The 21,565-nt window shown below is 44.0% G+C and carries 17 protein-coding genes; 11 read left to right on the top strand and 6 right to left on the bottom strand.

Annotated elements, in window-relative coordinates; genetic code table 11:
* Positions 1-8 precede the first annotated feature (8 nt).
* The gene (locus AXF12_RS12250) at positions 9-182 is read right to left on the bottom strand and encodes a hypothetical protein (protein ID WP_159429707.1); all 174 of its coding nucleotides are present in this window, start codon (positions 180-182) and stop codon (positions 9-11) included.
* Positions 183-514: 332 nt separating this feature from the next.
* Between AXF12_RS12250 and AXF12_RS04065 the strand changes: the two genes are divergently transcribed.
* The 3 genes from AXF12_RS04065 to AXF12_RS04075 all read left to right on the top strand — a co-directional run bounded on the left by AXF12_RS04065 (position 515) and on the right by AXF12_RS04075 (position 4,313).
* Positions 515-2,644 carry a S46 family peptidase gene (locus AXF12_RS04065; RefSeq protein WP_066428550.1) on the top strand — a complete coding sequence of 710 codons (2,130 nt, stop codon included), beginning with the start codon at positions 515-517 and terminating at the stop codon, positions 2,642-2,644.
* 243 nt (positions 2,645-2,887) lie between these two features.
* Positions 2,888-3,544 (top strand): deoxyribose-phosphate aldolase, encoded by a 657-nt coding sequence (deoC, locus tag AXF12_RS04070; protein ID WP_066428551.1) that lies wholly within the window; start codon positions 2,888-2,890, stop codon positions 3,542-3,544.
* Position 3,545: 1 nt separating this feature from the next.
* Positions 3,546-4,313 carry an exodeoxyribonuclease III gene (locus AXF12_RS04075; protein ID WP_066428552.1) on the top strand — a complete coding sequence of 256 codons (768 nt, stop codon included), beginning with the start codon at positions 3,546-3,548 and terminating at the stop codon, positions 4,311-4,313.
* A 25-nt stretch (positions 4,314-4,338) separates the two neighbouring features.
* On the opposite strand, the gene AXF12_RS04080 is transcribed toward AXF12_RS04075, so the two are convergent.
* The 4 genes from AXF12_RS04080 to AXF12_RS04095 all read right to left on the bottom strand — a co-directional run bounded on the left by AXF12_RS04080 (position 4,339) and on the right by AXF12_RS04095 (position 7,839).
* The gene (locus tag AXF12_RS04080) at positions 4,339-6,375 is read right to left on the bottom strand and encodes an HD family phosphohydrolase (protein WP_066428554.1); all 2,037 of its coding nucleotides are present in this window, start codon (positions 6,373-6,375) and stop codon (positions 4,339-4,341) included.
* Positions 6,376-6,399: 24 nt separating this feature from the next.
* Positions 6,400-6,810, bottom strand: a complete 411-nt coding sequence (locus tag AXF12_RS04085) for a PIN domain-containing protein (protein WP_066428555.1) — start codon at positions 6,808-6,810, stop codon at positions 6,400-6,402.
* Positions 6,794-7,084, bottom strand: a complete 291-nt coding sequence (locus tag AXF12_RS04090; RefSeq protein WP_066428557.1) for a hypothetical protein — start codon at positions 7,082-7,084, stop codon at positions 6,794-6,796. The genes AXF12_RS04085 and AXF12_RS04090 overlap by 17 nt, the downstream gene beginning before the upstream one ends.
* A gap of 197 nt (positions 7,085-7,281) precedes the next feature.
* Positions 7,282-7,839, bottom strand: coding sequence for a porin family protein (locus tag AXF12_RS04095; RefSeq protein WP_231909950.1), 558 nt, complete (start codon positions 7,837-7,839; stop codon positions 7,282-7,284).
* A gap of 416 nt (positions 7,840-8,255) precedes the next feature.
* Here AXF12_RS04095 and AXF12_RS04100 point away from each other — a divergent pair, with 416 nt between their 5' ends.
* The 8 genes from AXF12_RS04100 to AXF12_RS04135 all read left to right on the top strand — a co-directional run bounded on the left by AXF12_RS04100 (position 8,256) and on the right by AXF12_RS04135 (position 19,145).
* Entirely contained in the window at positions 8,256-8,510 is a 255-nt protein-coding gene (locus AXF12_RS04100; protein WP_143325007.1) for a hypothetical protein, read from the top strand.
* Between the two features lie 376 nt (positions 8,511-8,886).
* Complete coding sequence (locus AXF12_RS04105) at positions 8,887-9,642, top strand: S24 family peptidase (protein ID WP_066428563.1); 756 nt, start codon at positions 8,887-8,889, stop codon at positions 9,640-9,642.
* Between the two features lie 16 nt (positions 9,643-9,658).
* Complete coding sequence (locus AXF12_RS04110) at positions 9,659-10,138, top strand: DUF6452 family protein (RefSeq protein WP_066431752.1); 480 nt, start codon at positions 9,659-9,661, stop codon at positions 10,136-10,138.
* Entirely contained in the window at positions 10,104-10,985 is an 882-nt protein-coding gene (locus AXF12_RS04115) for a DUF6048 family protein (protein WP_074860773.1), read from the top strand. Before AXF12_RS04110 ends, AXF12_RS04115 begins: the two co-directional genes overlap by 35 nt.
* A gap of 138 nt (positions 10,986-11,123) precedes the next feature.
* On the top strand, positions 11,124-12,206 hold the full coding sequence (gene gcvT / locus AXF12_RS04120) for a glycine cleavage system aminomethyltransferase GcvT (protein ID WP_066428564.1): 1,083 nt from the start codon (positions 11,124-11,126) through the stop codon (positions 12,204-12,206).
* 21 nt (positions 12,207-12,227) lie between these two features.
* A complete protein-coding gene (locus AXF12_RS04125; RefSeq protein WP_143325008.1) occupies positions 12,228-12,680 on the top strand; it encodes a MoaF-related domain-containing protein in 453 nt (150 codons plus the stop codon).
* A gap of 130 nt (positions 12,681-12,810) precedes the next feature.
* Complete coding sequence (locus AXF12_RS04130) at positions 12,811-14,652, top strand: TonB-dependent receptor (protein WP_143325009.1); 1,842 nt, start codon at positions 12,811-12,813, stop codon at positions 14,650-14,652.
* Complete coding sequence (locus AXF12_RS04135; RefSeq protein WP_074860776.1) at positions 14,649-19,145, top strand: hypothetical protein; 4,497 nt, start codon at positions 14,649-14,651, stop codon at positions 19,143-19,145. Before AXF12_RS04130 ends, AXF12_RS04135 begins: the two co-directional genes overlap by 4 nt.
* Before the next feature lie 16 nt (positions 19,146-19,161).
* On the opposite strand, the gene AXF12_RS04140 is transcribed toward AXF12_RS04135, so the two are convergent.
* Complete coding sequence (locus tag AXF12_RS04140; protein ID WP_066428571.1) at positions 19,162-21,558, bottom strand: DUF2339 domain-containing protein; 2,397 nt, start codon at positions 21,556-21,558, stop codon at positions 19,162-19,164.
* Positions 21,559-21,565: the final 7 nt, after the last annotated feature.

Genomic DNA, 21,565 nt, shown 5'->3' on the forward strand with positions numbered 1-21,565 from the left:
TTTATAAATTAATTGTTATCCAACTCTTTATAACTATCACCTCCTAAAGCAACATCAAGATAATAGATACCACAATGTGCCAGTAGCACCAAGTTCTCAAGGCTGCTATCAGGGTGAGGAGTAAGACGCAAAAGCAGCTGCTTAAAGCGACTTTCTGAGAGTTCTTTTTCTTTGATTTTCATTGTTGTATATTATAAATATTTACATCATTTGTTTGTATCACGATGCAAATGTACAACTTTTATGAATACCTATATAATTATTTGAAAGAAAATTTTTGTAAAATTTATAAAGTGTTGTAACTTAGATCGTAGTAATTAGCTCTTAGATTAAAAAAATGAACCTACAATAGCACGAGTGAATTAACATTGTGATTATTAATTATTTACACACCTCACTCACTATTTTTTCACCATAAAGATTTGGTATATTGAAAATTAGTTGTACCTTTGCGGGGTTATAGTATTTGCACTTTCTACTTAAAAGTGCCTTCATATCAAATATACACCTATAAATGAAAAAAATAGCCTTTTTATTGCTGCTACTCACAGCAGGGTTTGCCTTCGCACAGCAGGGCGGTATGTGGATCCCCTCACTCTTAGAAGGAATGAACGCAAAAGAAATGCGTTCGCTGGGAATGAAGATGTCCGTAAAGGATATTTACAACATCAACAAATCGAGCCTTAAGGACGCCGTGCCTCACTTCAATGGCGGATGCACCTCCGAGATCATCTCCCCTAAGGGACTGCTGCTCACCAATCACCACTGTGGTTACGGGCAGATTCAAGCACACTCCACCGTCGAACACAACTATTTAGAAGACGGTTTTTGGGCAAAAAACCAAGCCGAAGAGCTTCCCAACAAAAATTTAGAGGTTACCTTCATCGTGCGTATCGATGACGTTACCACAAAAGTGCTCGCAGGCACCGAGGGACTTTCTGACAAAGCCAAGGCTCAGAAAATCGAAGCCAATATTGCCCAAATCGTCAAGACTTCACCCAAGGAATCGTGGCAGGAAAACCGTATCAAAGCCTTTTACGAGGGCAATCAGTATATACTTTTCGTTGTCGAAACCTTTAAGGACGTGCGCTTAGTGGGGGCACCCCCTTCATCAATAGGAAAATTCGGCTCCGACACCGACAACTGGATGTGGCCACGCCACACGGGCGACTTCTCCCTCTTCCGCGTATACGCCGACAAAAACAACCACCCCGCAGCCTATTCCCCTGAAAACGTGCCTTATAAACCCAAACACTACTTCCCCGTATCCCTTAAAGGCGTCAAGGAAGGCGATTTCACAATGGTGATGGGCTATCCAGGGCAAACCCAAGAGTACCTCCCCGCAGTGGCAGTAAAGCAAATCGTTGAGGTGCTCAATCCCGCAAAGATAGGCATCCGTGAGGTAGTGCTCAAAGCCCAAGACGAGTATATGCGCAAGGATCCAGCCATCAAAATCAAGTACGCCTCAAAGTACGCACGCATTGCTAACTATTGGAAAAAGTGGATCGGCGAAACCAAGGGGCTTATCAAATCCGATGCCGTAGCCATTAAGCAAGCGCAGGAAGTAAAATTCCAAGAAATGATTAAAAAAGCAGGCAAAGAACAGCAATATGGCGACCTGCTCCCTAAACTCAACAAGGCGTACACCGAAGCACAAGATTTTTCATTAGCCACCGACCTATTCTCCGAATTCGTACTCCGCAATATCGACCTGATGAAAAACGGCAACAAATTCTCAGAACTGCGCACAGCACTACAAGTACGTGGCAACCAATCCTTTGAAGATAGAAAGGCAAACCTAAAAGCCGCAATGGAAAAAACCTTTAAGGACTACGATCGGGCGGTAGATAAAGCCTCCTTCGAGCAAGCCGTAGCCTTCTACGCAGCCCATCTCCCCAAGCAATTCATACCCCGAAGCCTGATCGACGTAGATGCCAAGGCACTCACCGAGAAGATTTACAACACCTCATTCTTAGCCACCGAAGAGGGCGTGCAGCGCGTGCTAAGCCTCCCCGCCAATGAGTTTATCGCAGCCCTGCACAACGATGCCGGTATGCAGTTCGTCGATGATGTGCTCACCACCTACTATATGCGCGTGGCTTCTACCGATTATCGCCTACAACGCGAGATCGCCGACCTTCAGCAGACCTATATGAAAGCAATACTCGAGTTCTCCAAGCCTTCCGACCGCATTTTCCCCAACGCCAACAGCACCCTGCGCGTTACTTACGGAAAAATCGCGGGCTACACCTCTGGCGAGGCACACTACGAGCCTTTTACCTACCTCGATGGCGTGATGGCAAAGTACAAAGCCGGTGATTACGAGTTCGATGTGCCCGAAAAACTCCGCGCGCTTTACGACAAAAAAGATTATGGCATTTACGGAAAAGGCGGCAAGATGCCCGTGTGCTTTATTTCCACTGCCCACACCACAGGAGGCAACTCCGGCAGCCCCGCAATCGATGCCAAAGGCAATTTAATAGGCTTAAACTTCGACCGCGTCTGGGACGGCACTATGAGCGACATACTTTACGACCCCGCACTCTGCCGCAACATTATGGTCGACATCCGCTACGTACTTTTTATCATCGACAAATACGCCGATGCCAATTATCTCATCAACGAAATGAAAATAGTGAAGTAAGGTATGGGGTGTGAGGTGCGAGGTAGGAGCTCGCAGGCTTCAAAAGTGAGGCTTCAAAGCTCAGCTATGCCTACGCGAGTGCCTTGCCTTTCTCGCCTAAGCATCCACAGCCTTGATTTTTTGGTTCTTTTGTATCAAGACAAAAGAACAAAATGAAAAAATCAACTGAGTTTAGTTCCATCAACCACTTAGGATTAAAAGTTTAAACAACTTTATTGTTAATCATTAATTATCAAATAAAAAATGAATAAATTTATCGACCACACATTGTTAAAGGCAGATGCCACTACTGCCGACATCGAAAAACTTTGTAAGGAAGCCATTGAGCACCAATTCTATTCCGTTTGCGTCAATAGCGGTTACGTCGCTTTGGCAAAGCACCTCACACAAGGCAGCGGGGTAAAAGTGTGCAGTGTAGTAGGCTTCCCACTCGGGGCGATGGCTTCCGAGGCTAAGATGTTCGAAACCCAGAACGCACTCAGCAATGGCGCCGACGAGATCGATATGGTCATCAACGTGGGCTACCTCAAATCAGGCAATATCGACCAAGTACGCGCCGAAATTGCCACCATCAAGCAGTTGGTAGGCAAAGAAAGAGTGCTGAAAGTCATTATCGAGACCTGTTATCTAACCGATGAAGAAAAACGCTTAGCTTGCCGCCTATCGGTTGAAGCAGGTGCCGATTTTGTAAAGACTTCCACAGGATTTGGCACAGGTGGGGCAACCCCTGAGGACATTACACTGATGCGCGAAGCCGTCGCAGGCAAAGCCAAGCTCAAAGCCTCAGGCGGCGTGCGCGACTACGCCACCGCCAAGCAATATATCGACCTTGGAGTAAGCCGCATAGGCACCTCCAACGGCATCGCCATCATTAAAGGAGAGAAAGGAGAGGGCTACTAAGATGAAAATTATCAGCTACAACGTCAATGGCATCCGCGCAGCCATTGCCAAAGGTTTGCTCGATTGGCTTAAAAGTGCCTCACCCGATGTGCTCTGCTTGCAAGAGATCAAAGCCACCGAAAGCCAAATCGCCACCGAACGAGCCGCCCTTGAGGCATTGGGCTACCCCTATCAGTACTATTACAGCGCGGAAAAAAAAGGCTATAGTGGCGTTGCGATCCTCTGCAAGCACAAACCCAAGCACGTCGAGGTAGGTACAGGCATCGATTATATGGATAAAGAAGGGCGCGTACTGCGTGCCGACTTTGAGAACCTCTCGGTGATGAGCCTTTACCTCCCTTCGGGAACCAATCCCGAACGGTTAGGCTTCAAATTCACCTTTATGGACGACTTCAAACGCTATATCGATCATCTGAAGAAGTCCATACCCAATTTGGTGATCTGCGGCGACTACAACATCTGTCATCAAGCCATCGACATTCACGACCCCGTGCGCAATGCCACCGTTTCGGGCTTCTTACCCGAGGAACGCGCTTGGCTCGACGCCTTTATCAAAAGTGGATTTATCGACACCTTCCGCTATTTCAACCCCGAGCCGCACAATTATTCGTGGTGGAGCTACCGCGCCAATGCTCGCGCCAATAACAAAGGCTGGCGCATTGATTATCTGCTGGCAAGCGAGCCCCTAAAGCCACGCCTTACCCGCGGGGTGATACTCCCAGAGGCAAAACACAGCGACCACTGCCCCGTGCTCTTAGAACTCACCTAAGAAGTAATGATTAAAAATCTCCTCTCTACTCAGGATATTGAATACGAGTGTGATAGATGTTAGTAAGTTTATTTTTGAGCACCTTTTTCACCGTCTCAATTTCCTTAAAAGTAATATCGGCAGCGGCAAACTGGTTGTCGTCGAGCTGCTTTTTAATGATCTTATCCACGAAATCATCAATCTGCTCGTAGGTAGGATTTTGCAGACTCTTAGTAGCCGCCTCCACCGAGTCAGCCATCATCAAGATAGCAGTCTCCTTGGTCGAAGGCGTCGGCCCTGGATAGCGGAAGTCCTCCTCCTTAGCTTCTGGGTTGGTATCCAGCTCCTTACGGTAGAAAAAGTACACCAAACTACGCCCGTGATGTGTACGTATAAAGTCGATAAGCCTATCAGGAAGCTTATAGCGCCGCGCCAGCTCAATCCCATCAGTAACGTGCTTGATAATCACCCGTGCACTCTGTATAGGAGAAAGGCGGTCGTGAGGATTAAGGCTTGTCTTCTGATTTTCAGTAAAGAAAGCAGGGTTTTCCATCTTCCCAATATCGTGATAGAGTGCCCCCACGCGGGTCAGCAAGGCATTGGCGCCAATCTCAGCCGCCGCCGCCTCAGCTAAGTTAGCCACCTGCATCGAATGTTGAAAGGTACCAGGAGCTTTCTCAGAGAGCGCTCGCAACAGCGGCGTATTGGTGTCCGAAAGCTCAAGCAGTGAGACGTCAGAAACCAGTGAGAAAAGTCGCTCAAACACATAAGTAAATGGCAATGAGAAGAGTACCCCAATACCATTGATCACAAAAAGAGTGAGCAGCGAGATGTCAATCCCGCTCGGGCTACCCTCAGTAATGGTGTGAAAAGCCGTGTAAGTGATCAGGTACCCACTGGTGATCAGGATAGCTGAGATGAAGTTACTCAAGCGGTAATGGACACCCTTGGGGGTGATAATCACACCTATGGCTGCCAAACTCTGAATAAAGACAAATTGAAAGCTGCCAGGCACAATAAAGCCAAGTATGAGTATGGTAATCAGGTAGATAAAGGTCACCGTACGAAGGTCGAAAAAGGCTTTGAGAATAAGCATCATCATCGTCACAGGCACCACATAAATGTAGTCAGGAAAGTGTTGTGCTGTAACCCCTACTAAGAGGATCATCAAGATCATATTGATCAGGATCACAGCTATTTTACGGTTGCTACGGTAGGTTTTCGGGTCAAATGTCTTCAGGTAGAGCGCAATTAGATAGAGCGCAATAGCTACAAGAGTGTAGTAGCCTATGCGCAGCCAAGTATAGTTATTTTGGTTCCAACTGTCCGACTCGTATTCTTCTTTGAGCGAGTTGAGCATTGTCAGCTTTTCACCTTCAATGAGCTCCCCTTTAGCGATGATGAGCTTCCCACGGCTTACCAAATCGCGCGTGTAGACGATCTGCCGCAGGTTCTGCTCGAGTGCCTTTTGGGTAAAAGTCTGATCAACAGTGATATTAGGCTCCAACAGGTCGAAGAAGAGATCGTTGTAACTCTTGAGGTATTCGTTGTAAGGAGGGGTGTTGAAGTAGGCTTTCAAGGCAGCAGAAAGGTTCCTCAGCGAGATAAGCTGAGCGGTAGGCAACTCAGTGATCTGCTTATCTTTAATGATAGCTATCTTAGCTGGGGTAGGACTTGGTAGGCTAACGATAACCCCACGGGCGTATGCCTCAGCGAGGAACTGTTGCGCTTTGCCGATGAGCTCATTGCGCTTGGGTGAGGGCACTGAGGTGAAGTAATATTGCCGCTTTTGCTGGAATTTATGTTGTATAACGTTGTAAAGCCTGTCGTCTTTTTGGTAATAGATGGTCGAAGAAGCTTTGATATGAGCCTTTTCAGCGTTGATTTGTTCCTTAGTTTTCTTCAAAGGAAAGTCGAAAGGAGCGTATAAGTTGTCGTGTTGCCATAGCTCTCCCTTGCGAAATTCATACTTGAATTTAGCTTTTTCAGGGAATACTTGCAAGATGGCGAATAAGGCAGCCGCAAATAGTAAAACCTTGACTAATAGGGATCTCTTGGTGATTTGGCGGAGTGTATATTTCATAGGGAAGTGGTTTATTTGAGCTGATCAGTGGTTATAAAAATATCTGTATATCCTTTTTGCTTGTACTTTCTGAATTAGTCTTTTATCTGAAGTCCATATTTTATAACCTGTATAAAAATGGCTTGCTACAAAAATAGTGTCGTCAGGGTCAATATCACTAACTATGGTAAAGGCCTTACGATAGTGCTCTATTGGGATATGGTTTTCATCAAAGAAAAGGATGTGTTGCTGGTAAAAAAGCCATTCTTTGATAACTTGATTTTCACAGAGGCTACTTCCTGAGATGATTCTATGCCAATGTTTTTTAATTTCCTCTTTTAAATAATTAGGTGCTACAAATTGATGCTCAGGGGCCTTCTTCAAAATAGAAGCAATGATGCTTTGAGGGTTGATCAGAGCACTATACACAATATTCGTATCAGTGATTAAAATCATATCGTTGATCGCAAAGTTCCATAGCCAGCGCTATGGTCATTTGTTGCCCACGCTGTGCTAATATCTCCTGAATTTCTTCCTCTGAATAGCGCTCTCTGAGGTACTTTTCAGCAAGCCTAAGTGACATATTGTGATTCGAGAGTGACGATAGCTCTTCTATAAGAGCCTCTTGCTCAGCCTCTGTGCGTATTTTTTGTGGCGCAAAACTCGTCACTTCCTTTTTGCGGAGGAAGTTTGTTTTTGTTTTATTCCTTGGGCGTGTGAGTGTTTCCATAGCGGTTATTTTTTTGCAAAGGTAGCTCGTTTTTTTTAGATATGCAAGTTTTTATAAAGAAAATCCCCTGCTTATTCAAAGCAGGGGACTTCCCGTTTAAAATTAAAATAATACTACTACTATGAAATCTTTAATTTAATTATTTTGTCGTATGTATGGATATGATTTTAATTCATTTCTGTTGTAAAGTGAAGTACTTAGAATCTAAGCCCTACACCCAGTTGTATTTGCTGTGTGGTGGCCTTTTCATCGAATGCGTTGTCGATATCCGAGTAGCCCCATACGTAGCGACCGTAGATGTAAAGCGGCTTGAGGATATTCACCTCAGCACCTGCCACGAGCGAAAAGTCAGTGTCCTTAAAGAGCTTTTTGGCGTTGGCTGTCCATTTCTGGTCAGAGTTTGCCAAGAAGCTAAACTGCGGCCCTGCGTGGAGCGAGAGCACCCCGCCTGGGTTGAACTTCAAAAGCACTGGCACACTGATGTAGTTCAAGGTTTTTCCCTTATCAAACTTTTTGTTCCAAATCTCATCTACTGAGCTATTTAGGTCTGTATTTGTCTGATTAAAAAGCACTTCACCTTGCAGCCCCCATTTGTCGTTGAAGTCAAATTCCACTACACCCCCAAGTTGGTAACCCAGCTTGAACTGGTTGTCGTAGCGTACCCCATCTACCTTACCGAGGTTAGCCCCAGCCTTGGCTCCGATGTGGAACTCCTGTGCCTGCATTGGTGCGAAAGCAAGTAGTGCGATGAGCATTGCTGCGTAATAAAAAGTTTTTTTCATAAATTGAGTTTTTTATGCCTCCACAGTGTATAGTACAAATTCTATGCCAGAATGTGCCACGAAGGTTTTCATTAGATGTATTTTTAGGTATAATTATCTTGTTACTAATCTGTTGTATGCAATACTTTTTTTTCTGTCAAGTATTTTTTTGTTGGGAGAAAGTAGGCGCAGTGTTGTAAAATTTGTAGCCGCTGAGGGTGCAAGAGTACACATTTGAGCGCACCACAAAAGCAATTAAACATTCAAAATATAGAACGCTACCCTAAATTATAGACTAAAATATTATATTTTTTGCTTGTCTAAAAATATTTTTGCACCTTTGCGAATATTTACGACGTAAGTTGTTTATGTTTAGATTGTAAGATATTCATTATTAAAACAATAAGTATATGAGTGATTATTGTATGTGTCATATTCTCAGCTATTGGGAAGAACTGAATGCGATGGCAGAAGAAGCGCTTGGACGAGGTGCTTTCACAGAGGCAGAAGCACTGTACCGCGAGGCACTTTATAGGGCGGAAGTACTTGTCTTCCACAAAGATAAGTGCACAAAACTCGGTATTGCTATCGAAGAGCTTTACACAATTTCGCACAAGCATTTGCAGGCGTGCCACACAAACAATATATGCCGCAAAAACAATTAAGCATTTTAAAAACTATAAACTAAAAATTAATTGCCAAAACTACACCTATATACAATAAAAAAACAGCGAAGCGATGCACTAAGCATTTTTATTTACATTTACATTCTTATTTACAGTCACATTTACATTCTCATTCTCATTTACATTAGGGGTACGGGTGGGGTACGGGTGGGGTACGGGTGGGGTACGGGTAGGGCACGGGTGGGGCACGGGTGGGGCAAAAGTTACGATACTTTTGTATTGGAAAAACATTTTTTTGTTGTTTTTTTGTTGTAATTAGATTTTATTTTATACCTTTGCAGCGGCGTTGTGTAGTATATATAGGTGCTATTGACAACATTTTTTATGTATAACCGACAATTAAATTTTATTTACGATGGCGGAAAGACAATCAAAAAGAAAGACCCAAGAAGAAAAAACTGAAATTTCAGGTCGTATTGGTGAGGCGTTTCAACATATTCGCAAGAGTACCGAGTATGTAACGCAAACGATGGTAGCTGAGAAGATGGCTGAGTCGCGCAGCAACCTCTCAAGTGCAATCAACGGCAACCCTAAGTATGCGACAGAGGGCTTGGCGCTGAAACTCAGTAAAGCCTTCCCTCAGATTAACTTCAACTGGCTACTTACTGGTGAGGGTGAGATGGTCGATAAGCGCAAGTCACACCTTCATAATGAAGTCATCCAAGTGCCTGAGGATGACTATATGGAAGTAGAGTATGTGCCACTGGAAACCTCAGGGGGCAAACTGGGCTTCGGTATGGATGAAGTAGATGAAAGCCAGAGGGTTACACGCCTTATGCCGCGTGAGTATGCTAAGGGGCATTACCTTGTCATCAAGGTCTATGGCGATAGTATGGACGATGGCACAAAGAAAGCGATTGCTGAGGGCGATGAGGTGCTTGTGCGCAAATGGGAGGAGCAGATTGAGTACATACCACTTAGGCGCAAATTGTTTGTAATTACAACAGAGCGTGGCAGTGTTATCAAGCAGATTACTGAGGTAAATATGAAAAAGCAGTACATCAAGTGCCATTCATTTAACCCTGATTATGAGGATTATAAAATACCTTTTGAGCAGATTTATCAGCTTTTCACGGTTGAGAAAATTGTAAACTCAAAGATTGTATTTTAGTAGTTTATACAACAATATGAAACATTTTTTATGTATACTTGCGCTGGTCACTTTTATAGGGGTTATCGGTTGCGAGTCGGATGATATTTGTGACCGCAAGGTGAATACACCACGCTTGGTGGTGCGCTTCTACAATGCTCAGAATCATAGCATCAGTCTGAACACGAGCGGCTTGACCGTCTATGGTGAAGGCACGGCGACACCTGTGGTCAGCAATGCTGCGATTGACTCGTTGGTGCTTCCGCTGAAAATAGAAAGTCCGACAACGTTTGTGTTGCAAAGTGTTGTCTCTTCAACGGTCACTCAGACAGCCACCTTAACCTTGCGCTATGAGTCACATCATGATTTTGTAAGTAAGGCTTGTGGTTTTAACACTACTTTTAGCGGTCTTTCGGCGGAGCTTACTCCTGCTATAGGGGGCTGGCTGAAGGGCTTGGAAATCAGAAACACAGATATTAAAGATGAGAAAAAGGCGCACTTGTATTTGTTTCATTAGTACGCTGCTGCTCAGCGTATTATCATTCGCTCAGGAGCCTGTAACCAAGGGAGATACTCTCGGAGGAACCAGCACTGCCACCGTGGGGAAGACCCGCAGTGGCACTTCAATTGCGCTTCCTGAAAAGCAAGAGGCACCTGTCTACAAACAGCGCTATGGGCTGCGCCTTGGGGTCGATTTGAGCCGCCCCGTACGGTCATTCTTCCAAGAAGATTACTACGGGCTCGAGTTGGTGGGTGATTATCGCCTGTCGTACAAGTACTTTGCAGCTGCTGAAGTAGGCGTTGAACGCAGAACAAAAGACGAGGATTTTTTTACCTATCGCACTGAGGGTCAGTTTATACGATTCGGCGTAGATTACAACACTTACGGCAATTGGTACGGTATGGAGAACCTGATTTACGTAGGTGGAAGATACGGTTTTTCTTTATTTTCACAACAACTTACAAACTATGTGTTGCACAAAGATAACCAATATTGGACAGAGAATGTGCAAGGTGCCGATCCTGCTTGGTTAGGCACTTACAGCGGTCGAACAGCACATTGGCTGGAGTTGGTGCTGGGTATCAAGGCTGAATTGCTACGAGGCCTTTATGCGGGGATGAGTGTGCGTGTGGGGCTTAAACTGACTGATAACCAGTCGGGCGGGTTCCCTAATTTCTATATTCCTGGATTTGGACGGGTATATGAGGGCAGCCGTTTTGGTACGAGCTTCAACTACACGCTTTCGTATTTGATACCTCTATATAAGAAGGCACAACCTGTGAAAGAGGATGAGGCGAAGACGGCTCCTGAGAAAGCCAAAGGTATTGACGATCAGCTGCCTAAGCGACACAAGCGCCGTTAAAGTTTTTTTACAGAAAATATTCTTAGCGAATTATTTGTTTCTTCAAAATAAATTTCGTTACTTTGCGAAACTAAACTTATCACGCTAATAGTTGTGAATACAGCTATTGATGAATGATGTAACTAAAGTTATAACAATATGAAAAACACAGCTTTAACCGATGTACATATCGCTCTCGGAGCGAAGATGGTACCCTTTGCAGGCTATAATATGCCTGTGCAATATGAGGGAGTAAACGCTGAACACGAAACTGTTCGCAAGGGTGTAGGGGTGTTCGACGTGAGCCATATGGGAGAGTTTTTTCTTCGTGGAAAGCACGCCTTAGACCTTATTCAGCGCGTAACTTCTAACGATGCTTCTGTGCTTACCGATGGGCGCGCTCAGTACAGTTGTATGCCTAATGACAAGGGGGGCATCGTCGATGACCTTTTAGTTTATAAGATTGCAGATGAGCATTATATGCTCGTTGTCAACGCTTCGAATATTGAGAAGGATTGGGCTTGGATCAGCAAGCACAACACTTTTGGTGTAGAAATGGAGAATGCTTCTGATGCCTACTCCCTTTTAGCTATCCAAGGACCAAAAGCGTTGGAAGCATTACAGCCGCTCACTTCTGTAAATCTCTCTGAAATAGCTTATTACCATTTTACTATTGGAGAGTTCGCAGGTATAAAAGATGTAATTATCTCAGCCACAGGCTACACAGGCGCTGGCGGGGTAGAGATTTACGTAAAGAACAAGGATATTCGCCACGTCTGGGAAAAGGTTTTCGAAGCTGGTAAAGCATTTGGTATCAAACCAATAGGCTTAGGAGCTCGCGATACTTTACGCCTTGAAATGGGCTTTTGCCTCTATGGGAACGATATTGATGATACAACTTCGCCTTTGGAAGCAGGCTTGGGTTGGATTACCAAATTCACAAAGGATTTTGTCAATAGTACAACACTCAAACTACAAAAAGAACAGGGAGTTAGCCGTAAATTAGTGGCATTTGAGATGCAAGAAAAAGCCATCCCACGACACGGATACGACATTGTGGACGAAAAAGGTGTTGTAATTGGAAAAGTTACCAGCGGAACAATGTCGCCCTCACTTGGAAAAGGTATCGGGCTGGGTTATGTGCCAGTGGCTTATGCGAAGGTAGGTAGTACTATATGGGTGCAAATCCGTAAGAATCAAGTGCCTGCGACAGTAGTGAAGTTACCGTTCTACAAATCGTAAACTTTTAATTAATAGTAATATATGAAGAGAATTTTATTAATGTTGGCAGCCACTGCTGCTATGGTGGCGTGCAACTGCAACGAGAGCTGCAAAAAAGAATGCAATGCAGAAGGAACTGTAAGTGCCACTACGGAGATGGCAAGCGTAGCGCCCGTGAACCTCATCGGGAAAGCGGCTGTAATCACTTATCCAGAGCTGAAGGCTGAAATACAGTATCTCAGCGAAAATCAAGTACATTGGAAGACGACTGATAAGGATGGCAAAGTGGAAGAGGAAACTAATCCAGCCTTTATACGTAATATCACGCCGACAGTCATTTTCGTGAACTGGGTGGAAAATAGTGGTATGACGATAAGTCAAGTAGTTGATACTGAAAAAGGTAATGTGACAGTCTACGGCACAGTGACTGATGAAAAAGCTGCCAACAAGCGCGCTGCTATGGTAATGGAAGGCAGCTGGCAGCTCCAGCAGTAATATAAAAGCTCGTAGTGCAACACGCTACGATCTTTTTGTTTTACTTTGCAATATTATTACAACGCTATGTATGTATTTGTAGTATATAAAGTACTACCTTTGCACTATAATAAATACCATTAACTGAAGTATGATGACCAACCGCTTTCATATTATTATTATAATACTATGGATCACAGCCTTAAGTGTACTTTCTGCCCAAGAAGTAGATGTGGAGCACTTTGGAGAGCGCCTAAAAGAGAAGCTCAAGCAAGAGCCCCTTTCAATCTCTGGTAGCCTCTCGGGTAGTGCGTCGTATATTGATGGCACTGAAAGAGGTGCTAGCCAGCCGCTTATCTACTACATTACAGGTGCGATGACCGTTGGCTTGTACGACTGGAGTATCCCAATTACGTACCGCTATACGAATCAAGGAAGTATGCTTGATTATCAGATTCCTTTCAAATTCAACCGCCTGAGTTTACACCCTAAATACCGCTGGATTCAAGCTCATATTGGCGATGTGAGTATGAGCTTTTCACCTTATACACTCAGCGGATGGCAGTTTACTGGGGGAGGTATAGAACTCAATCCTACAACATTTCCATTGCAAGTAGCTGTAATGGGTGGTCAATTACAACGTTCTGTAGAATATGACGGTAATCCACAGACAATCCCTGCTTTTGAACGCTGGGGTTATGGTGGAAAAGTACAACACAAAGGGCAGGCTTATGAGTTAGGGCTCATTGGCTTTTTTGCTAAGGACAAGGCAGGCTCCTTACAGCACCCTATCCCTGAGGGAAAACACATTTCAGCAATGCAAAACGCTGTCTATTCGGCTTTTGGGAAAATCAATCCGCTTTACTTTGTAGAGCTCTTCGGCGAATATGCGCTCAGTCAACTCTCTTATATAGGTGATGCTACAAATACATACCACGCTTATAATGCGGGACTTAACTTCCTATTTAGCAAAGGGAGTATTGGCTTAAAATATGAATACATTGACCCTGACTACCGAACTTTAGGTGCTTATTATTTCGTTAATGATCTAGAAAACATTACGTTGAATGGTTCTCTCACATTCCTTTCCGATAGGGTAAACTTAAGTGCAAGTATTGGTAAGCAGCACGACAACCTGAAGCGCCGCAAAGTACAACAGGCTAACCAATGGGTAGGTTCGGCTAATATAGCTGTAAAGGCTTCTGATAGACTGCAAGTTACAGCCAATTACAGCAACTTCACAATGTATACCAATCAGGCACTCGACCCTTTTGAGAGGTTGAATAATCCACAGCTGTACCCTCAACTGCAAGACTCTATCAATTATAGACAAGTATCACAAAATGTGGGTGTTATCACATCGTACAACTTTTCAGAAAGACAAGATATTAGCATTACTTACAACTTAAATGATGTGGTTAATCGTGAGGATAACAATCCTAATGCTAATACTACTACACGTTTCCACAATGCAGGTGTGAATTATCATTATCGTTTCTTAGAAAGTAAGCTAACAATCTCTCCTTCATTTAATTATAGTAATAACTACCTCTCTAATAGTACAACGAATATCTACGGTCCCTCACTGAATATTAGCAAGCTCTTTTTCGAAGACAAGCTAAATACTACGCTTGGAGGAAATTACAACTATTCACAATCAAATGACAATAGCTCTGAAAATACTCATATACGGCTTACTATCAATTTCTTACCCTACAAAAATCACCAATTATCGGCAACAGCAATACAGACATTCCGAACTCAAAAGAGTGCTACCTCAAATCAGGAGGCACAGCGCTTTGACCTGAGCCTCGGTTATACCTATACATTTGAAAAACACACTATTCCACTACCTAAGTTCCGTAGAAAAATATCCGATACACCAGAAGAAGAAAGCTCTTTGCCTCCTCCTGAAGAACCTAATGAACCTATTGAGGAGCAGAAGGAAGCCCCTAACTCTAATGAAGAACCCTTAAATACTGGTTTACAATGAGAAACTATATACTTACAATACTTGTTATCTTCAATATTTTTGTTGTAACCTATGGACAAGAAATTGTCCCTAACAATGAAAGTGCCGAAGCTGAAGCAGCTTTTGAGGTAGCTGAAAAACGAGGCAACTGGACATCGCAAATTGCTGCTATCGCAACGCAACCTTATATTGAGCTGCCTATAGGTATCCGCGAAAATATTGGTTCGACTGAGTACGCTATCATCATCACGCAAGGGAAATTCACTCCTGAAGGAACTGTTATCAACGCTTATGCCCGCCTTACTGTGCCTGATAGCCACTCACCTCAGGGCAGGCGACAACTGTATTTCGGGGCAACAGGGCTCGAATTTTCACACGATGGGCAACTGGTGGGCGACACCCGCCTGAGCCTGCTGGGAAACGTACGACTAAGTAGTAATCCTAACTGGGAGCTCATCCTCAAAGGAGGGCATCTGAATCGTGAAACTGGCGAAAGTACAACTAATACTTATGTGACTATCGGCTGTGAAGGCCTAAAAGAAATTGCTTTAAATGGGTTGGTGCGCATTTCGAACAAGCTTATCGTCCCTGTTGATAAACAAACACTTACCCCTGATTTCAACAACTTTGTACAGAGCAATATTACAATAAAATCAAAAGATTGGAACAATTTACTACTAAAAATTAGTCTTCCTCCTTTTGCCTTAAGAACACAGGCTGAGAATAGTAATAAAGGTGCTTTTATATTTGAATCTCAAGATGTTGTCCTTGATATGAGCGACACTGAGAATGACCCTCAAATAAACTTCCCTCCTGAATATGACACCCATTTTGTAGCAGGAAAAGAGAGTTGGCGTGGTTTTTATATGAGAAAACTACAAGTTACACTACCTGAAGAATTTAAGCGTACTGGAAAGCCTGTGAGTTTCTCTGCAGAAAACTTTCTATTGGATACCTACGGTGTATCAGGTAAATTCAGTATAGAAAACCTTATCGCTGACAATCAAGGGACTACAAGCGCAGACGCCTCGGGATGGCACTATACTCTCGACCTAATTGAAGCAACCTTTTCCTGCTCAAAAATCAAAGGAGGAAAGCTCATCGGAAGCATACAACTTCCTGTACAACAAAGTACATCAAAAGACAACAATCCACAAGGTATTCGCTTTGAAGGAAGCTTTGACGAAAACGAATATCAACTCAAAGCCTCATCTCTGAAAGACATACGCTTTAATATATGGAAGTCTACAGCCGAAATTGACAAGAGCTCGTACCTTGAACTCAAAGTAAAAGACAAGCGCTTTATCCCCAAAGTAGTGCTCAACGGAAAGATGGATTTTACATCAGAAAAGAACACTTACAACATAAAAAATGTTGTTTTCGAAGAACTTACTTTTACCACCGAAAGCCCGCAGATCAGCGTTAAAAATTTCGGTGCTAAGGGTGAACAGCGCATCGCAGGGCTCCCTGTAAGCGTCAGTGACATCAACTTATATATCCAAAATGAGAAAGCAGCATTACAATTTGCCATACGAGTAGGACTGCAAGAGGAGAAATTCTCAGCTAAAGGAAAATTCAATATATACGCCAAAAAAGAAGCAAATAGTTGGCAATACGACAGTTTTGATGTCTCTAGTTTACGCCTTGATAACGTCGATGTAGGTGTAGCAAAACTCAGTGGTGAATTGCAACTAATGCAAGATGACCCCACTTATGGTAATGCCTTCAAAGCCAAGCTACAAGCCTCCATTCAAAATCCCAAAATAGAGGTCGAAGCAAGCGGTGTATTCGGTTGTAAGGACTTCCGCTACTGGGGGTTCGATGCCAAGGTCGACGGGCTACACATCCCTGCTACCTATATCACCATCACGGGTTTTGTAGGAGGTGCCTATTGGCGTATGCGTCCCGCTAATACACTTTCTTCCCAAAATAACAACAAAGCCTTTGATCTTCAACCAGATGAAACAATGGGATTAGGACTCAAAGCAGGTGTCCTCGGAGCCTTCCAGAGTGAAAAAGTTGCTTCATTTATGGCAATGCTTGAAATAGCTACCCATAAAAACGGCGGATTAGCTTACATTGGAATTGATGGAGATGCAACAATAATGTCGGCTTTAGGAGATAAAATAAGTGCTCCATTTAAGCAGCTTCAAAAGGGATTTGATACCCAGCTCACTCAGCTGAACAGCTCTATTGAAAGGCAAACTAACTCTCGACTTAACGGTATACTCGACAGCAGTGAAAAGCAAATCGTAATGGATGATAGTGGTGCAGTGAAACAGGCACCTATTTACGCTTCGATGTCTATGCGTTACGACTTCGATAAAAAGGCATTTCACGCCAATATGGCAGCATATATCAATGTGGCTGGAGGCATCATCCAAGGTACTGGCGAAAATGGCTTAGCAGGTCGCGCTGTGGTACACGTCTCTCCAGAAGATTGGTACATTCATATCGGTAACTCAAAGGAAATGATGGGATTACGTATTGGGTTTGGAGGTCTATCTCTTGAGGCTAAAACCTATTTTATGGTCGGCACCTATATATTACCAATGCCCGATCCACCAGCTAAAGTAGCCGAGATACTCAGGGTAAGTGACAAAGAAACAAGGATTTACGATAGTAAAAGCCAATTAGCTAAAGGGAGTGGGTTTGCCTTCGGAGCGCGCTTTGCCTTCGACACGGGTGATATGACTGCGGGTATTGTCTATGCCCGATTTGCAGCAGGGCTCGGTGCCGATATGATGCTCATCAATTACGATAAAGATACCCATTGCAAGAACCGCACGGGTAGCATCGGTATCAATGGCTGGTACGCAACAGGGCAAACCTACGTGTACCTTGAGGGTGAGCTCGGTATTAAGATCAAGCTCTTCTTTATCCGTAAACGCATCTCAATTATCAAGGCTGGAGTAGCTGCTCTCCTACAAGGTGCTGGCCCCAATCCTTTCTGGGCAAAAGGTTATCTTGGAGGCTATTATGAAGTACTCGGTGGACTGGTAAAAGGGCGTTTCCGCCTGAAAATGGAGTTTGGTGAAAAGTGTGAATTCGAGAAGGAAACTCCAATTGATATCAAGATTATCGCTAACATTTCCCCATCTGAAAACCAGAAAAACGTCGATGTCTTCACTTCACCACAAATCAGTTTTAACCTTGAAGTCGATAAAAATATCACCATTCCCGACGACAAAGGTGACCATCAATATATCATTCGCTTAGAAAATACAACAATTACCACACCCGACGGCAATCCTGTTGCAGGGAAATGGGAGCTGAGCCCTTCACGCTACGAGCTTAATTTCACTCCTGATGACGTCCTACCTGAGAATACCCAACTGAAAATCAAAGCACAAGTAAGCCTTGACGAATTTAAAGATGGTAGATTCCAACCTGTAATGATGAACGGCAAAAAAGCCATTGAACAAAAAGAAATACAATTTACAACAGGAACTGCCCCTGTTCATATCCCAGAGAAAAACATACAATACGCCTACCCTGTGCTTGCCCAACAGAACTTTTACCCACAGGAAAACCCTGAAGGATTCATACAGCTCTACAAAGGGCAGGATTATCTATTTGAGGATACCAACTGGCAATCAAAACTTTACTTCACTCCTGAAACTGGTGATCCTATTTCTGCCGACCTACACTATGACAAATCCATCAACCGAATATACTATACCTTGCCAGTACTACAAAATCAACAATCATACAAACTTTCTATCGTAGGAGTTAGTAAAAATAGTAATACCGCTAAAAGCGATAAAACAACAAGAACACTCACTCAAAATAAAGGTGGCTATGATAATGGCGAAGGTGAATCAACCTATACTGTGCAGAACACCAAGGCACAAGCAAGTAGTAAAGAAGATGAAATAGAAAGACTTAGCTATGACTTCCGCACTAGTAAATACCAAAATCTCAAGGCAAAAGTACAAGCCTTCAACCTACAACGTGGGCTATTTATTAAGGTAAGTTCCGACGTGGTACTCCTGCAAAATGATATGAATACTGACGAGCCCTTCGATAAAGTTGAGCTCCTCAAGAACACCTACACCAAGCAGCCACTCCTCCAAGCAGAAGCCCTGCTTGATGCTCCCCACGATGCCCCTTTCCGAGAATACCTCTATAACACTCAGGCTCAGCAGATTTACAACAGGCTAAACACTGGTAGCAGATCCCTTTCCTCTCCTCCAAAAGACGCCGTAGTGCTCTTCTCTTTCTATGAGACCTTCATCAGCGAAGGCAAATACGACCCCGACCTAAGGCGCGTGCTTCCCTTCCGTTATGACGTTTGGCAGTATTACAAACAAGATTGGCAAGCCTTAGACACCTACCTCGAAAGGCAACGTCTTAGTGGTAATTACCCTATGGGACAAGCACTTACCAATAGATTTCTCAGCACCCACTTCCCAGCGCCTGCCTACGGACAATACAACGCCCTCTTGCGGTATCGTCTCCCCGACGGCAGCATCAGCTCCGAACACCCCATCTACTACGAATTCCGACCATAATAGCAGAGGAAAAGCACTACTCTTCCTCTTGTGAATTAGTGTACTTGTTGTACAAAAATGAGGCTATTAACAGTAAAATACCTAAGGCAACAAATACAACAGTTTTGGCTAACGTATCCAAATGTGTTGTGTCATAGAAAAACAATTTTAGCAATACAACGCCTACCAAGCCAATACCTGCATAGCGCAAATAACGCTTCTTTCCAAAGAGCCCCAAGACCACCAAAAGCACCGCATAAGCACCCCATAAGATGCTCAATCCCAGCTTATAACTCTGATGTGACTGGTATAGATCCGACCAGTGCAATAGCTCACTGCTCGCCACCCAAAGCACAATCGTATGCAAGCCCAAAGTCACCAAAGGCGCCTGCTCAGTCCACAGCCCAAACTGTCGCTTCAAGCCATAAACCGTATAGCAGAACCCCGCAAACACCACCAAAGCCACATAGCGTAAGCCCAGTAGCCACCCTTGCGAAGCATCACCCAGTGCCAAATAGCTCTCTCTCATCTCACTAATCTTGTACAAACCAACCGTTAAGAAGTTAAAAAGCAAAAGCAAAGCTATAACACCCTGCACCACTGCCAGCGTCCTTTCCCCAATAAACTTCCGATTGATCCATATATACAACATCCAGAATAATAAAGTGTAAATCACAAAGATAACATCCTCATACAAAAACAGATATGCGTAATCTGACCAACGCGACAACTCTCTGAGGAATGTAAAAAACACACTGCCCACACACACCACATTCAGCAAAACCACAAGCCCTCGCTGGTAGCTATCCTCACGTGGATACTTGTACATCACGTATGTTATAAACCCTGTTATTACTCCGTATATCAACGAGTTAAAGAAAAGTAAATTCACAAAAGGCAACTCTTTATACCCCATATTACCCGTAGGCGAAAGCGATACCCCTCCCAGCAAATTCCCGCCCCAATCCATCAACAAGCTGATGGTCGCTAAGAGTAATACCACATACGAAATCCGCTCATACACAAGCAGATCCTTACGCCTGCCCAACACGAAAAGTAAGCCCGCTTCCACCGACCACAGCAGCGTAATCCAGCTACCTTCGAATTGTATCGGCACTACCAACGTCGCAAACGAAAGGCTTAGCACCACTACCAAATACTTCAACGCCTGAGCACTTCTCCTCTGGTGGAAATAATACGCTACTCCAAAGTGTAACAGCGCATTAGCCAATGTAAAGACACTCAGAAAAGTGCGCCCTATCGTTACCTCATTCACTAAGGCAACCCCTATTCCGTAGAAAAACAAACTATTAGCTAAGAATAGCATTCCATCTGATATTTCCAACGTTTCTGTTGCCTTTTGTTGTACTATAAATGCCACGTAAAATGTTAAGAAAGTCGCAATGTCAAACAAAAAGAATTCCGAAAAATGAAGTATCGTATTCCCCAAACTGTACATACTCAGCAGTAAAAGCCACGTAAATACAAACGCCGAATAATACAACACTCGCCAACGCTTGTAAAATGAAAGCACCAGCACACCTATATTAATAATCGCCGTGTAAGCAAACAGCACCCCCACCCTTCCCGAGTTATCGCTGAGCAAAAAAGGCACCGCATAGCTGCCCACCAAGCCAATCAACGCAATAGCCACTTGGTTGTACCGTAGCGAAGCCGCCACCGTAAAAACCGTGAAGATAAACATCAGCACAAAGGCAACCGACTGAGGAAAAAAGCCAAAAACAGTATAAGCAATATAGGTGACAAAATAGAAGATAGTCATCGCCCCACTAACCAATATCGCACTGAAACTCTTATACTTACCATAAAGAAGCGCCCCCGTAACAAACAGCCCAACACCCATAAGATAGCCCAGCACAATCCGCATCACAGCACTAATCAAGTTATGATCGATCGAGTATTTCACCCCAATAAACACCCCAATAATCAAAATCCCAATCCCAATCTTATTAAAGAGATTTTCACCAATAAAGCGCTCCCAGTCCGTCTTCTTCTGCGGGGTAAAACTCACCTCAGGGCGCTCACCCTCTGATACGGGGAAACCTGAGCGTGCATCCTTCGTATAAGCAAAAACTACCCGCTTTTTAACAGGCGGTACTGCTGTCTGAACAGGTTCTTTTTCAATAGGTTGTACCTCTACAGGCTTCACCTCTTCCACAGGCGGAGCCACCGTTGCAGCCTCCTGCTCCCCAGTTCTTTCAGCTGCCTCAGCCTCCTCTCGAAGCGCTGTCGAAGACGTAACGAACGCCGACACTTCCTGCTGATTACCAGCACTATGCGATGCAAATTGCACCTCGCGAAGCTGCGAAAGCGTCTGTTGCACCTGCTTTACTTCTTCAATAAAAACGTCCTGCTTGCGCAAGATAGCCTCAAGCTGCTCACTCAAAGCCGATAAATCTTTGTCAGTAGCCATTATCTTA

It is taken from the genome of Capnocytophaga haemolytica (genome assembly GCF_001553545.1).
Lineage (GTDB): Bacteria > Bacteroidota > Bacteroidia > Flavobacteriales > Flavobacteriaceae > Capnocytophaga > Capnocytophaga haemolytica.